This is a genomic window from Morganella psychrotolerans, assembly GCF_001676155.1.
In the GTDB taxonomy this organism is placed as follows: Bacteria; Pseudomonadota; Gammaproteobacteria; order Enterobacterales; family Enterobacteriaceae; genus Morganella; species Morganella psychrotolerans.
Genome location: NZ_LZEW01000001.1, coordinates 1,436,100 through 1,450,598, shown reverse-complemented (window position 1 = coordinate 1,450,598; position 14,499 = coordinate 1,436,100). Strand labels below are relative to the sequence as shown.

17 protein-coding genes are annotated in these 14,499 nt (G+C 47.4%); 13 read left to right on the top strand and 4 right to left on the bottom strand.

All coding sequences use genetic code 11. The features are described from left to right. Window positions 1–64: 64 nt before the first annotated feature. The 5 genes from AYY16_RS07090 to rseC all read left to right on the top strand — a co-directional run bounded on the left by AYY16_RS07090 (window position 65) and on the right by rseC (window position 3,834). A complete protein-coding gene (locus AYY16_RS07090; RefSeq protein ID WP_067363856.1) occupies window positions 65–808 on the top strand; it encodes a tRNA1(Val) (adenine(37)-N6)-methyltransferase in 744 nt (247 codons plus the stop codon). Window positions 809–1,159: 351 nt separating this feature from the next. After that, on the top strand, window positions 1,160–1,735 hold the full coding sequence (rpoE, locus tag AYY16_RS07085; RefSeq protein ID WP_067363854.1) for an RNA polymerase sigma factor RpoE: 576 nt from the start codon (window positions 1,160–1,162) through the stop codon (window positions 1,733–1,735). Between the two features lie 33 nt (window positions 1,736–1,768). Further along, window positions 1,769–2,404, top strand: coding sequence for an anti-sigma-E factor RseA (gene rseA, locus AYY16_RS07080; RefSeq protein ID WP_067363851.1), 636 nt, complete (start codon window positions 1,769–1,771; stop codon window positions 2,402–2,404). A gap of 7 nt (window positions 2,405–2,411) precedes the next feature. After that, window positions 2,412–3,368 (top strand): sigma-E factor regulatory protein RseB, encoded by a 957-nt coding sequence (gene rseB / locus AYY16_RS07075; protein ID WP_067363848.1) that lies wholly within the window; start codon window positions 2,412–2,414, stop codon window positions 3,366–3,368. Window position 3,369: 1 nt separating this feature from the next. After that, the gene (gene rseC, locus AYY16_RS07070) at window positions 3,370–3,834 is read left to right on the top strand and encodes a SoxR-reducing system protein RseC (RefSeq protein WP_067363845.1); all 465 of its coding nucleotides are present in this window, start codon (window positions 3,370–3,372) and stop codon (window positions 3,832–3,834) included. Window positions 3,835–4,090: 256 nt separating this feature from the next. Here rseC and AYY16_RS07065 read toward each other — a convergent pair whose 3' ends face one another. Further along, the gene (locus tag AYY16_RS07065; RefSeq protein WP_067363842.1) at window positions 4,091–4,414 is read right to left on the bottom strand and encodes a hypothetical protein; all 324 of its coding nucleotides are present in this window, start codon (window positions 4,412–4,414) and stop codon (window positions 4,091–4,093) included. Between the two features lie 115 nt (window positions 4,415–4,529). Here AYY16_RS07065 and lepA point away from each other — a divergent pair, with 115 nt between their 5' ends. From lepA to acpS, 7 genes are all read left to right on the top strand, one after another. Then, entirely contained in the window at window positions 4,530–6,326 is a 1,797-nt protein-coding gene (lepA, locus tag AYY16_RS07060) for a translation elongation factor 4 (protein ID WP_067364873.1), read from the top strand. 24 nt (window positions 6,327–6,350) lie between these two features. Beyond that, window positions 6,351–7,340 (top strand): signal peptidase I, encoded by a 990-nt coding sequence (gene lepB / locus AYY16_RS07055; RefSeq protein WP_067363839.1) that lies wholly within the window; start codon window positions 6,351–6,353, stop codon window positions 7,338–7,340. 182 nt (window positions 7,341–7,522) lie between these two features. Continuing rightward, window positions 7,523–8,203, top strand: coding sequence for a ribonuclease III (gene rnc / locus AYY16_RS07050; protein WP_067364863.1), 681 nt, complete (start codon window positions 7,523–7,525; stop codon window positions 8,201–8,203). Beyond that, window positions 8,200–9,108, top strand: coding sequence for a GTPase Era (era, locus tag AYY16_RS07045; protein ID WP_067363836.1), 909 nt, complete (start codon window positions 8,200–8,202; stop codon window positions 9,106–9,108). Before rnc ends, era begins: the two co-directional genes overlap by 4 nt. A gap of 7 nt (window positions 9,109–9,115) precedes the next feature. After that, window positions 9,116–9,874 (top strand): DNA repair protein RecO, encoded by a 759-nt coding sequence (gene recO, locus AYY16_RS07040; protein WP_067363833.1) that lies wholly within the window; start codon window positions 9,116–9,118, stop codon window positions 9,872–9,874. A 34-nt stretch (window positions 9,875–9,908) separates the two neighbouring features. Then, window positions 9,909–10,640 (top strand): pyridoxine 5'-phosphate synthase, encoded by a 732-nt coding sequence (pdxJ, locus tag AYY16_RS07035; RefSeq protein ID WP_067363830.1) that lies wholly within the window; start codon window positions 9,909–9,911, stop codon window positions 10,638–10,640. Next, window positions 10,640–11,029 (top strand): holo-ACP synthase, encoded by a 390-nt coding sequence (gene acpS, locus AYY16_RS07030; RefSeq protein WP_067363827.1) that lies wholly within the window; start codon window positions 10,640–10,642, stop codon window positions 11,027–11,029. Before pdxJ ends, acpS begins: the two co-directional genes overlap by 1 nt. A 59-nt stretch (window positions 11,030–11,088) precedes the next feature. Here the strand turns inward: acpS and AYY16_RS07025 are convergent, their stop codons facing one another. Then, window positions 11,089–11,349 (bottom strand): YfhL family 4Fe-4S dicluster ferredoxin, encoded by a 261-nt coding sequence (locus AYY16_RS07025; protein WP_067364853.1) that lies wholly within the window; start codon window positions 11,347–11,349, stop codon window positions 11,089–11,091. A 213-nt stretch (window positions 11,350–11,562) separates the two neighbouring features. Between AYY16_RS07025 and AYY16_RS07020 the strand changes: the two genes are divergently transcribed. After that, complete coding sequence (locus tag AYY16_RS07020; protein WP_067363824.1) at window positions 11,563–12,993, top strand: site-specific integrase; 1,431 nt, start codon at window positions 11,563–11,565, stop codon at window positions 12,991–12,993. Window positions 12,994–13,430: 437 nt separating this feature from the next. On the opposite strand, the gene AYY16_RS07010 is transcribed toward AYY16_RS07020, so the two are convergent. Together AYY16_RS07010 and AYY16_RS07005 are read right to left on the bottom strand one after the other, a co-directional pair. Continuing rightward, a complete protein-coding gene (locus AYY16_RS07010) occupies window positions 13,431–13,610 on the bottom strand; it encodes a hypothetical protein (RefSeq protein WP_067363822.1) in 180 nt (59 codons plus the stop codon). 111 nt (window positions 13,611–13,721) lie between these two features. Next, on the bottom strand, window positions 13,722–14,393 hold the full coding sequence (locus tag AYY16_RS07005) for a S24 family peptidase (protein ID WP_082970620.1): 672 nt from the start codon (window positions 14,391–14,393) through the stop codon (window positions 13,722–13,724). Between the last annotated feature and the right edge of the window lie 106 nt (window positions 14,394–14,499).

The window sequence follows — 14,499 nt, the reverse complement described above, 5'->3', positions numbered from 1 at the left end:
GCAGGCAGAAGTCCGTATCCTGTCGGACAGATTTTTCTCTATTTTATCATATAGCAGCGCAATAATGATGACAGAAAATAATTCCACTCCGCGCCGTCGCGGTTTTACCTTTAAACAGTTTTTTGTCGCCCATGACCGGTGCGCAATGAAGGTCGGCACCGATGGTGTTTTACTGGGCGGCTGGGTACCGTGTGAGCACGCCCGGCACATTCTGGATATCGGTACCGGCAGCGGGCTGGTGGCACTGATGCTGGCACAACGGGCGATGGCGGAGGCACTGATTGATGCGGTGGATATTGATGAAGGCGCGTACTTACAGGCGCTGGAAAATACACAGGCATCACCTTGGGCGGTACGGATGCAGGTCTTTCATCTGGATATCGGCGAATTTCTCAGTGCGTATCCGCAGAAACGCTATGATCTGATTGTCAGTAACCCGCCCTATTTTTTACCCGCCGTGGCTTGCCGCGACAGTGCGCGTGAAACGGCGCGCTATACCGCATCGCTGGATCACCGCACGCTTTTGCACACAGCGGAGCAACTGCTGACACCTGACGGATTGCTGTGTGTGGTGCTGCCTTATGATATCGGACAGGCGTTTATCGCGGCAGGAAATGAACAGAGCTGGTTTCTGCATTCACAGGTGGCGGTGTCAGATAAACCGGATACCCCGTTTCACCGCATACTGATAGCGTTATCCCGCCGGGCGGTTACGGCACAAACCCGGGCAATGAGCATCAAAACACAGGACGGTCAGTATAGTAATGATTTCAAAGCGTTTATCAGCGGATTTTATCTGAAATACTAAACCGGTCTGTCATATCGGATGTGGCAGCGGCTTTTCCGGTTTAAAATGGATTTTACAGGATATTTACACTGTCCTGACGGAATTTTTCGTGATTATCAGAGAGCTTACCGGGAAAAACGTGATAGCCTATAGTGCTGCTTGTCAAAGTTGACGCCCGGGTGTGATTACTTAGGTGCTGTCTCATAAAAATTGTCGGAAAGATCACAAAAAGATCCGTTTTTTTTATATTTTTTTAAAAGAAAAATGAACTTCACTCTTTTACCTGACTCAAAGTATCGCTTGCTCATATTGAAGTGAAGCGGAACAGGTAAGAGAAACAGTGAAACTGAGCTTCAGGAGAGAACACTGCGCATGAGCGAGCAGTTAACAGATCAAATGCTGGTTGATCGGGTACAGACAGGGGATCAAAACGCCTTCAATATGTTGGTTATACGTTATCAGCATAAAGTGGCGAGTTTAGTTTCCCGCTATGTTCCGCAGGGTGATGTTCCGGATGTGGCGCAGGAGTCCTTTATTAAGGCATACCGCGCTATCGGGTCGTTCCGTGGTGACAGTGCATTTTATACCTGGCTGTACCGTATTGCGGTTAATACAGCAAAGAATTATCTGGTTGCTCAGGGGCGTCGTCCGCCGTCAAGTGATGTGGATGCAAGCGATGCGGAAAATTTTGAAGCATCGGGCGCATTAAAAGAAATATCGAACCCTGAGAATTTAATGTTGTCTGAAGAATTAAGAGCGGTGGTTTTCCGCACGATCGATTCCTTACCTGAGGATTTGAAAACGGCGATTACACTGCGCGAACTCGATGGTCTGAGCTATGAAGAGATAGCCGTGATTATGGAGTGTCCGGTTGGTACGGTTCGTTCCCGTATTTTCCGTGCGCGTGAAGCCATCGATAATAAAGTTCAGCCACTGATACAATATTAGTGAGCGCTTAACAACACTGAAGGGAACTTTGGCATGCAAAAAGAGACACTTTCCGCACTGATGGACGGAGAAACTCTTGACAGTGAATGGGTTACCGGACTGACAAGTGATACAGACCTGCAAAAAAGCTGGTCAGATTATCATCTTATCCGCGATGCAATGCGTGGAGACTTGCCTGATGTCATGCATTTTGACATCGCAGCCCGGGTAGCTGATGCACTGGCGCAGGAGCCGGTTTATATTACACCTCAGGCTATTCCCGAATCTCAGCCTGAACCGAAAACATGGCGTGACTACAGTTTTGTTGCCAAATTGCGCCCGTGGGCCAGTCAGTTTACACAGATTGGTATGGCTGCATGTGTTTCACTCGCGGTCATCGTGGGTGTTCAGCAGTATAATACTGACGGCACTGAGAGTGTGGCAACAGGTGATGCATCTGCTTTTAACACTGTTCCGTTTATGGGCAGCGCCTCACCGGTCAGCCTTGATCTGAAAAGTGGCGCAGGTCTTGCACCTCAGAGTCAGATGGATCAGGAACGCGGTGCGCGTCTGAACGCTATCTTACAGCAGTATGAACTGGATCGCCGTGCTCACACTGACGGTCAGTCTGATGTTAAACCGACATCCGCCCCGAAACAGGGTAGTGTGTCCCGCCAATCACAGCCGTAGTGTGGTAATGAAACGAATCTGGTTATCCGTTGTTCTCCTGACGGGCAGCCTGTTATCTGCAGCACCTGCCTCAGCACAATCACAAAGTGCTGAGGCATTGTTGCAGAAAATGGGTGATGCTTCCCGTACTCTCAATTATGAACTTGCTTTTATTACCATTTCCCCGAAAGGCATTATTCCTGTCCGTTACCGCCATGCGCAGATGAACGGGCAGCCGGTTGCACAAATTATGCAGATGGACAGCTCGCGGCGGGAAATCGTCCAGCGGGGTCAGGAAATCAGCTATTATGAACCGGGGCTGGACTCATTCAGTCTGACCGGTAACCATATTGTTGATTATCTGCCAGCTATTATTTTTGCCGATTTTTCTGCACTGAAAGCCTATTATAATTTTATTGATGTGGGTCGCATTCATATCGGGGATCACCCGGGACGCGTAGTGCGGATCACGTCAAAAGATAACTCCCGTTATAACTATATTGTTGTCGTAGATGAAGAGAGCGGTCTGCCGCTCCAGGTCGAGTTACTGGATCTGAACAATGTTTCGCTGGAGCAGTTCCGTGTGGTGTCTGTGTCGGTAAACAGTCCCGGTGTGACGGAATCGCTGAAAGCAATACAGGCGGTGACTATGCCGCCTGTCCTCGCGATTCCTCAGTCTGAGAATATAAAATTTGACTGGGATGTTATGCGTCTGCCGAACGGGTTTAAAGAACTGACCCGCAACCGCCGTCAGGTCGGTGCACAAGAGTGGATTGAAACCGTGATGTTCAGTGACGGGGTATTCTCGTTTTCAGTGAATGTCGCGAAGGCAGTTAAGATCCCAGAAAATCAACAGACATTGCGCCAGGGTTCACGTACGCTGTATACCTTACGTAAAGGTAATAACGAAATCACGATTTTTGGTGAATTGCCGATGGCGACAGCCAGGCAGGTTGCTGACGGGGTGACGTTCAGCGGAGGTTGATATGGTGAAAGAATGGGCGACCGTCGTGCGCTGGCAGGACGGGCGCGCGGTATTGCGTTATGGTTCATCAGCCGGTTGCGGCAGTTGTAAAGCGAAAGCCGCATGCGGCTCGTATCTGCTCAATAAACTGGGACCGGAAGCCGAACATCAGCTGGAAGTCCCCGTGAGTGAACCGCTGGTTACCGGGCAAAAAGTGGAAGTGGGCATTCCGGAAGGAAGTCTGCTGCGCTCAGCAATGCTGGTCTATCTTACTCCACTGCTGGGATTATTCATCGGAGCCGGTCTGGCACAGGCGCTGGCGGAGAGCCAGGCACTGGTGCCGGTTGGTGGTGTGCTGGGTGGTGTTGCCGGTTTTCTGCTGGCACGAAACATTGCCCGCCGCTTAGGTGATACCGGTGATTATGAACCGGTTATTCTGCAAATCGGGCTGCCGCCGTCAGAACTTAGTGTTGAGATGCATGAGTGAACTGTAATTAGTCTGATAATAAAAAAATCCCTGCCGGTATCCGGCGGGGATTTTTTTGGTCATGAATGTTTGCTATTCCTATATCGACATGTTCAGTCCGGTAACAAATCCGGCATTTTCTTTTGAGCAGGGACATAAAATTGCCCGTGCTGTGGGTTGTGACTGTACGCCCGGAAAAATTACGCATATAAATTATGACTAAAAAACAAACCGCCTGCCGGCAGCAGGCTGTTTGTTATTGCACTGTTAATATTATTTATTTTGCTGCGTTGTTTTCATACTCACTGATGACAAACCACGGGGTAAACAGTATCCACCGCTGATAACCTTTTTTGGTGACAACGTTATGCCCCCAACCCGGCGGCTCGTAATAATGTGTATTGGGATACAGATCCTGCCGCGCACTGTCATCACTGACATATTTCCGGTTATTCACAAAGTAAGGCTGATACGTCCGGACAGCATTGCCTTTGTTATCATACTCAGTATGGTCTGATATCTCCCGTCCCTTTCCCACCAGGTAAAGTGTGATTTTTCCCCCGCAAAATGAACGTTTCTTTGAGTTGAGTGTCTGTAGCATGTAGAATGCTGCCAATATGTCTATCAACCAGCAATATAGAGTGTTGGCTTTGAGTCCGTACAGGTGTCCAAAGCTAGTTTTATAGGGCATTTCAGAGAAGAATTTTATCTTGAAAATTAACCACATACGAAATTTTTCCATTATTGCTCATATCGATCACGGTAAATCAACGTTATCGGATCGCATTATTCAGATTTGCGGTGGGTTATCCGACCGTGAAATGGAAGCGCAGGTTCTGGACTCAATGGATCTGGAACGCGAGCGCGGCATTACGATCAAAGCACAGAGTGTGACGCTGGATTACACTGCTCAGAACGGTGAAACCTACCAGCTGAATTTCATCGATACCCCGGGTCACGTTGACTTCTCTTATGAAGTTTCCCGCTCACTGGCAGCATGTGAAGGTGCGCTGCTGGTGGTCGATGCCGGGCAGGGTGTTGAAGCGCAGACGCTGGCGAACTGCTATACCGCCATGGAAATGAATCTGGAAGTTGTTCCGGTTCTGAACAAAATTGACCTGCCGGCAGCTGAACCTGAGCGCGTGGCAGAAGAGATTGAAGATATCGTCGGTATTGAAGCGGCAGACGCAGTGCGTTGCTCGGCGAAAACCGGCGTGGGTGTTATCGAGGTTATCGAGCGCCTGGTGCGTGATATTCCGCCACCAAAGGGTGATCCTGATGCACCTTTACAGGCGCTGATTGTTGACTCTTGGTTTGATAACTACCTCGGCGTGGTGTCACTTGTGCGGATTAAAAACGGCACACTGCGCAAAGGCGATAAAATCAAAGTCATGAGCACCGGTCAGGTCTATAACGCGGATCGTGTGGGTATTTTTACACCAAAACAGGTGGATAAAGATATTCTCAGATGTGGCGAAGCGGGCTGGGTTGTCTGTGCAATTAAAGACATTTTAGGTGCGCCGGTCGGGGATACCTTGACCAGTGCACGTCAGCCTGCCGAAAAAGCACTGCCGGGCTTTAAAAAAGTCAAACCGCAGGTGTACGCGGGTCTGTTCCCGGTCAGTTCTGATGATTATGAAGCCTTCCGTGATGCGCTGGGTAAACTCAGCCTGAATGATGCTTCATTATTCTATGAGCCGGAAAGTTCCACAGCACTGGGCTTTGGTTTCCGCTGCGGCTTCCTGGGTCTTCTGCATATGGAGATTATTCAGGAGCGTCTGGAGCGTGAATATGATCTCGATCTTATCACCACCGCGCCGACCGTTGTGTATGAAGTGCTGACCACCGGCGGGGAAACTATCTATGTTGACAGCCCGTCCAAATTACCGGCACTGAACAATATCGAAGAGCTGCGTGAGCCTATCGCAGAATGTAATATGCTGCTGCCGCAACAGTATCTGGGGAATGTCATCACCCTGTGTATTGAAAAGCGCGGTGTGCAGACTAACATGGTGTATCACGGTAATCAGGTTGCGCTGACCTATGAAATCCCGATGGCAGAAGTGGTTCTGGACTTCTTTGATCGTCTGAAATCCACTTCGCGCGGCTATGCATCACTGGATTATAACTTCAAACGCTTTCAGACATCTGACATGGTTCGTGTTGATATTCTTATCAATAGTGAGCGGGTTGATGCGCTGGCATTGATCACGCACCGCGAAAATTCAATGTACCGTGGTCGTGAACTGGTTGAGAAAATGAAGGAATTAATTCCGCGCCAGCAGTTTGATATCGCGATTCAGGCGGCTATCGGTATGCATATTATTGCGCGTTCAACAGTGAAACAGTTGCGTAAAAACGTCCTGGCTAAATGCTACGGTGGTGACGTCAGCCGTAAGAAGAAACTGTTGCAGAAGCAGAAAGACGGTAAGAAACGTATGAAGCAGGTCGGGAACGTTGAGTTGCCGCAAGAGGCATTTTTAGCCATTCTTCATGTTGGTAAAGATAATTAATTCATCAGGTTGTAAGGAAATCTAATGGCGAACACTTTTGCGCTGATCCTGACCCTGGCAACATTGGTTACCGGGATTGTCTGGGCGGTGAATAAATTTAAAATTCAGCCTGCCCGCAAGAAAAAACTGGCGCGCATGGCGGAACTGACTGAAGGAACAATGGATCAGTCGCATCTGGCCGCCACAGTGGCGAAGCCGACGTGGGTGGAAAGCACCGCATCCCTGTTCCCGGTTCTGGCAATTGTTCTGATTGTCCGCTCATTTATTTATGAGCCGTTTCAGATCCCGTCCGGCTCAATGATGCCGACGTTGTTGATCGGCGATTTCATGCTGGTGGAAAAATATGCGTACGGGTTAAAAGACCCGATCACGCAAACCACGCTGATTAAAACCGGTGAACCAAAGCGCGGAGATATAGCCGTGTTTAAATATCCGGAAGATCCGACGCTGGATTATGTCAAACGCGTGATTGGTCTGCCGGGCGATAAACTGATCTACGATCCGTACACCAAAGAGTTACAAATTTATCCTGCATGCAATAAAGATCAGGATAACTGTGAAACTCTGCCGGTGACTTATGGTCAGGAATATGAAAGTGAATGGGCAAACCACTGGGAAAAATCCCCGATGGGCGGCGCATTTATGAATGGCTCACGCCAGTTCCCGATTGAAGATGATATGGAAATAGGCTATCGCCGCCAGGCTGAACGCATTGAAAACCTGGGACCGGTGGCTCACCACATTCTGACTGTACCTGAAATTACACCACAGAGTATCGGTGAACAGCGTCTGTTCCGCCAGCCGGGATTACCGGCGTATACCTGGGTTGTACCGCAGGGACATTACTTTATGATGGGCGATAACCGTGATAACAGCTCTGACAGCCGCGTCTGGGGATTTGTTCCTGAACAGAACCTGGTTGGCCGTGCGAGTTTCATCTGGTTAAGCCTTGAGAAGCAGGAAGGCGAATGGCCTACAGGCCTGCGCTTCAGCCGTTTCGGACGCATAGAGTAGAAAAACGAGAATTTGCTGAGCATTACTGCGTATCACAGTGTAGAATATGCCCGCTAAATGACTGGCTCTCCGGCAACCGGAGAGCCAGTGCAAACGCAACAGTTTTGTATTACGGTTTTTCCGTCGCTACAGGTCTGTTGCGTGTGCCTTTTATAAACTCCACACTCTTTATTTGGTCGCACATGAACCCGATAGTAATAAACCAGCTGCAACGTAAAATCGGCTATACTTTTGCACAACACGATTTATTAATGCAGGCGCTGACACATCGCAGTGCCAGCAGCAAACATAACGAACGCCTGGAGTTTTTGGGTGATTCCATTTTAAGTTTTGTCATTGCCAATGACTTATATCACCGTTTCCCTAAAGTGGATGAAGGCGATATGAGCCGTATGCGCGCCACATTAGTGCGCGGAAATACCCTGGCAGAACTGGCCCGTGAGTTTAACCTCGGCGAATGTCTGCGCCTGGGGCCGGGTGAGTTGAAAAGCGGCGGCTGTCGTCGTGAATCAATCCTCGCGGATACCGTCGAAGCACTGATTGGCGGTATTTTTCTCGACAGTGATATTCAGACCGTTGAGAAAATTATTCTCAGTTGGTACGAGTCCCGGCTCAGTGAGATTTATCCGGGCGATAAACAAAAAGATCCGAAAACCCGGTTACAGGAATATTTGCAGGGGCGTCATCTGCCTCTGCCGAATTACCTTGTTGTTCAGGTGAAAGGTGAGGCTCACGATCAGGAGTTCACTATTCACTGCCAGATAAGCGGCGTAGAACAACCGGTTAAAGGTAACGGTTCCAGCCGTCGGAAAGCCGAACAGGCCGCGGCGGAACAAGCATTAATTTTGTTGGAGCTTGAATGAGCGAAGAAAATACCTATTGCGGATTTGTCGCAATAGTCGGACGCCCTAACGTGGGCAAATCCACCTTACTGAACCAGTTACTGGGGCAGAAAGTCTCTATTACCTCGCGTAAACCGCAAACCACGCGGCATCGCATTATGGGGATCGACACACAAGATAATTATCAGATTATCTATGTGGATACCCCGGGGCTGCACATTGAGGAAAAACGGGCAATTAACCGCCTGATGAACCGCGCAGCCAGCAGCTCCCTCGGTGATGTGGAGCTGGTGATTTTTATGGTTGAAGGCACCCACTGGACGCCGGATGATGAGATGGTACTGAATAAAGTGCGCACTCTGCATTGCCCGGTTCTGCTCGCCATCAACAAAGTGGACAATGTTGAAGACAAAACCAAGCTGCTGCCGCACATTGCTTTTTTAAGTCAGCAGATGGATTTCCTCGACGTCGTTCCGCTGAGCGCCGAGAAAAAAATGAACGTGGATACCATCGCGAAAATTGCCCGCAAGCATATCCCGCAGGCGCCATTCCATTTCCCGGAAGACTACATTACTGACCGTTCACAGCGCTTTATGGCCTCAGAAATCATCCGTGAAAAACTGATGCGTTTCCTGGGCGATGAACTGCCGTACTCTGTTACTGTTGAAATTGAACGTTTCTTAGTGACAGAAACCGGGTTATTCCATATCAATGCGCTGATCCTTGTTGAGCGTGATGGCCAGAAAAAAATGGTTATCGGCAACAAAGGCAGCCGTATCAAAACGATCGGAACGGAAGCCCGTCACGATATGGAACGCATGTTTGAAGCCAAAGTGCATCTGGAACTGTGGGTGAAAGTCAAAGCCGGCTGGGCAGATGACGAACGCGCACTCCGCAGTCTGGGTTACACTGACGACCTGAAATAAATCAGCGATGGACGGCTGGCAACGCGCCTTTGTGCTTCATAGTCGCCCTTACAGTGAAACCAGTCTGATACTGGATGTGTTCACTGAACAGGAAGGGCGGCAGCGCCTGCTGGCGAAAGGTGCGCGCCGCCGCCGTTCTCATCTGAAAGGGACGTTACAACCGTTTACGCCCCTGCTTATCCGCTGGGGCGGGCGGGGCGAACTGAAAACCCTGCGCGACGCGGATCCTATCTCCCTCGCATTACCTCTGTCCGGCTCTGTGCTCTACAGCGGATTGTATATCAATGAGTTACTCTCACGCCTGCTGGCTAACGGCGTCATTTATTCCGCACTCTTTTTTGATTATCTGCGCTGCCTTCAGTATCTCGCGGCGAGTGAAACCACACCGGAACAGGCACTGCGTCAGTTCGAACTGGCGCTGTTACACCACATCGGTTATGGCGTGGATTTTCTGCACTGCGCAGGCAGCGGGCAGGACGTTTCCGACACCATGACGTACCGCTACCGCGAAGAAAAAGGGTTTATTGCAAGCCTGGTGGTGGATAACAGCAGTTTTACCGGACGTGAATTGAAAGCCCTTGCCACACGGGAGTTTCCGGATGCGGAAACATTACGTGCCGCCAAACGCTTTACCCGCATCGCCTTAAAACCTTATCTGGGCGGAAAGCCCTTGAAAAGCCGTGAATTATTTCGCCAATTTGTGCGCCCGGCACCGGTTTCGAAAGAAAATAGTCACAGTAGTTCCTCTTCGGTTGAAAAAGGTTAAACTGAACAATAAAAGTTACCCTGAGGATTAAAAAATGAGTGAAGTTTTATTGGGCATAAACATTGATCACATTGCAACTGTCCGTAACGCACGCGGCACAAACTATCCGGATCCGGTTCAGGCGGCATTTATCGCAGAACAGGCAGGTGCAGAAGGGATCACGGTTCACCTGCGGGAAGATCGCCGTCATATTACGGATCGTGATGTGGATCTTCTCAGACAAACTATTCAGACCCGCATGAATCTGGAAATGGCGGTTACTGATGAAATGGTTGATATCGCGTGTCGCATCAAACCGGTATTTTGTTGTCTGGTGCCGGAGAAACGCCAGGAAATTACAACTGAAGGCGGGCTGGATGTCGCCGGACAAAAAGAGAAAATCGCACGCGCGGTTAAGCGTTTGACTGAAGCAGGAATTAAAGTTTCTCTGTTTATCGACCCGGATCATACCCAGATTGATGCCGCAGATGATGTCGGTGCACCTTTTATTGAAATTCACACTGGTGCTTACGCGGATGCAGTGACCTCACAGGAAGAAGATAAAGAATTTTTCCGGATAAAAGACGCCGTTGCGTATGCTGCGGGCAAAGGTCTGAGTGTTAATGCCGGACACGGTCTGAACTATCATAATGTTCAGCGTATTGCTGCACTCCCTGCCATTTATGAGCTGAATATCGGTCATGCGATTATTGGTCGCGCAGTATTCAGCGGATTAGCCGCAGCGGTTGCAGAGATGAAAACGTTGCTGAGAGAAGCCCGTCGTTAATGGCTATTGTTGGCATTGGTACAGATATTGTTGAAATAAGTCGCATTGAAGCGGTTATCGGACGTACCGGTGACCGCTTTGCAAAACGTATCCTCAGTGAAGCGGAATGGGATGTTTATTTACAGCACAAACAGCCCGTCCGTTTCCTGGCAAAACGCTTTGCTGTCAAAGAAGCCGCCTCAAAAGCCCTGGGAACAGGGATCCGTCAGGGGCTGGCGTTTAATCAGTTTGAAGTGAGTAATGATTCGCTGGGAAAGCCGAACCTGACCTTTCTCGGCTATGCCGGGGAACTGGCAGCCGCCCGGGAAGTGACGCACTATCATGTCTCAATTGCGGATGAGCACAACTACGCCTGTGCTACTGTTATCCTCGAAACAAACCGCGCCTGAATGTACCTCAATGTACCGCGCCCGTTTACAGGCGCGCTTACTCTGTCAAATTGCCTCTGTCAGATTTTATCTGCGTGATGTATCAGCACAAATTTATCCCACAGCATTTCCTGAGTTTCTGTATTCACAGGGTCGATAATAATAGTATTCGTTATCGGGCAAACAGACTGGCAGGTCGGCTTATCATAATGCCCGACACATTCAGTACATAAGTCAGGATTGATCTCATAGATAGAATCACCCATTGAAATGGCTTCATTAGGGCATTCAGGTTCACACATATCACAATTGATACAACGCTCAGTAATCAGTAACGCCATAGTCGCTATCACCATATAAATCATTTAAAATTCAGCAACTTATATCTTGCACTTATACGTTACTATTTAACCCTTACGTGTAAATATAACCAGTATCAAAACATTGTATTTACCGGCTCAGCAACACAAAATAGCAACACAAGCCTTTACTCCTGCCCTAAAATACCCTAGTTTGTGAGCCGCGCTATAAGTGACTGCAAAATAAGGAGTTTTATGGAGCTTTGTGTTACGAATGACCCCGCAGACGCCGGTAAGGCTGATTATATAACCGCGTTATCACGCTGGGAAGCCAGTAAACCGCCCTATACAAGCCGGGACATGAAAATTTGTGTTACTGCTGCTGTCACTATCTTAAATTATCTCAAAAAATCCCGCAGAACGAAGTATGAAATGGATAACTTTTTACGATTTGATTTTAGCAAAGGCGGTAAGGTTACCATTTATGCCGAGTTTCCAAAAGGAATGCAGTTAAAAGGCAGGAAATTGGGTCAGTGGCCGGAGTTGTCGTTAGATATTGCGCGTGAGAAGGCACAGGAAACCGCGAAAGAAGGACTGACGGCTGAGTCAGTGCACAGGGTGATAAATCGCTATAAGGCCGATCTGGAAGCCAAGGTGAAGCGTCATAAGCTGAGTACGGCGAGTTATCACACCTATTGCTGTCGTCTGAAACAGATTGAGGGCAGTTTCGGCGGACGTGAAGTATTCTGTGATGTGAAATATATCCGGCTGGTGGATATTCTCGACCAGTGGATAGCAACGAAATCAAACAGCTATGCACTGGAATTATTTGCAGAATTACGCCGTGTCTGGAAATATGGTTCTCCTCTCTATGCCGGTGGCAAAAATATTGCCGCATTATTACCGGATGATTATGTGGCTTCACGGGTTCAGCGACCACAGCCTACCCGGCTATATACAGATATAGAATCTATTGCTGCCCTATGGATTAACCTGGCTGCCTGTATTTCGCCACATCAGAAAAATGCACTGCGCTATATGATATTAACCGGGGTGCGCCCGATTAATGTCAGTAATCTGAAATGGGAATATATCAATAAAGACATGACAGAAATTATTTATCCGGCAGGGGTTACCGGAATGCGCGGGGCAATGAAAACACAAAAAGAATTTCGCCTGCCGGTGACTGCGGCAATTAAAAAAATATTGGCTGAACAAAAAGCCTGGTCTGATTCTGTCCCCGGCTGTAATAAAGAGTACGTTTTTCTTAGCCCGCGTAATCCGTCAGTGCCTTTTGCAAAACGTTCACTGGATAAGATTATAAAAACATACAGCCCGGAAGACGCAGTAAAGGGTATTAAGCACGAAAATACAGTTAAAGGCAGTGCCGGGGCATTTAATACAATGTGCCGGAAATTTATGAAGAGTAATATTATTGTACAGATGCGCAGGAAAGGCTATTCCCGTTCGGATACCAAAGAAATAAGTTTATTTTGCCTTCATCATTCTAATAAAAGTGATGATCCAATGGGCGAACATTATGATTTTTCTGATGAGATACTGGATGAAGAAATGGCGTTAAAGCGTATCGCCTTTAACGCCCATGAGGAAAGCATACTGGCTCAGGTTGCCCTGTTGCGCATTAAAAAAACGCTGACTAATAGACAGCCCTGCACTGTTCTTTAAATGCCATGACATTCTGATATTCATAACGGACATTCCTGGCAGAAAAACGAATGGGTGCCAGTAATTTTTTTGTGCCGATGCTTGTTACACCAATAAACCAGTGTTTTCCGCGTGATCCCGCCGAGGACATGACAGACTTCATCAGGCGTCAGTAAATCATTATTCTTATATATTATTTTCATCATATTTATTTTTTGTGTGTTGTTCATAATAGTATGTGTATAAATCCATTTAATAAAATAATTATAAATAACTGCTTTTGCGTTGATTAGGTTGTTATACATTATGTGTTAACTATCATATCAATACTCCTTTATTGATATCTTTATTATTCATTAGGAATTAAATAATTATATTAAGATCGTTTTATTAATATTGATTTAAGATTAAATTATGTTGTAGAATTAATTCGTACTATTGAATTACAGGGGTAAGGATTAATTTACATCAGGGGCCGGGATAGTTTCCTCAACCAATAATTGTAGCTGAAAACTTAAATCCAACGTCAGTCCCATCATTATCTTCAGGTCACAGTTAGAAAAACCGGCACTTTTAAGTTCATGAATAGCCAGTATTAATGAACAGAGCTGTTTAGTTTTATTTCGTAAGTTATCCATGCAAATGTTCCTTTTTGGGTCGTTTTCGCCATTATGTATTCAATTGGTACATCGTCAAGCCCAAAATAACCCTTACATGTTAGTGAAAGGGTTACTAATTGAATTTTAAGATTATTTTTTTCTAATTTTAAATGAAATTATGACTGTACCCATTAATTCAATATTATCTGTTATTTCAATATATTGATTAGGCCAATCCGGATTAACGGATTTCAGTATCGCTGTATAGCCATCATTCATAAACTGCCGGAAAATAATCTCGCCGTTTCCGGCTGAACAGGCAAGAACAGTATCGCCCTCTGAGGGGGATATATTGGGATCAATAAACGCAATTTCTCCACTGGTGTAATCCGGTGCCATTGCATCCCCGGTTACCGCCAGCGCAAAGGTGTTTTTTCCGCAGGGAACCGGGCAGGCATAGTATTCCCCGTGATTATTGTGCGCAGCGGTGCTTTTTGTCGTTGAGGCTGTAGCTGCCTGCTGCCGGGTCAGCAGCGGGACATGCCTGATTTTAAGATGATTCAGCGGGGTTATATATTCATCATTCGATTGAATTTTTTCAGGATGCTCCTGATCTAACCAACCGGTGACTAAGTCAAAACATTCCTCAATATGCCGCGCTATCGTGTTTCCGATTCTTTTTGTCGGATTGATACCGATCAGGCGGCTTACCTGTGTTGGTTCGCGGTTTATCCTTGCTGAAAATGCAGTATTTCCGCCGATGGCATCACGGAGAGTGCGTGTGTTATCGGCTCTGATCTGATCAATTGTTTTCATATCCATAATTAAAAATATGTACCTTTTAGTAACAAGTTTCTTGTTGGTACACTTCCGGTGTGCATAATGTCTCCCGAAGGTACATTTCGAGTATATCAGCTAACAGGGAGTA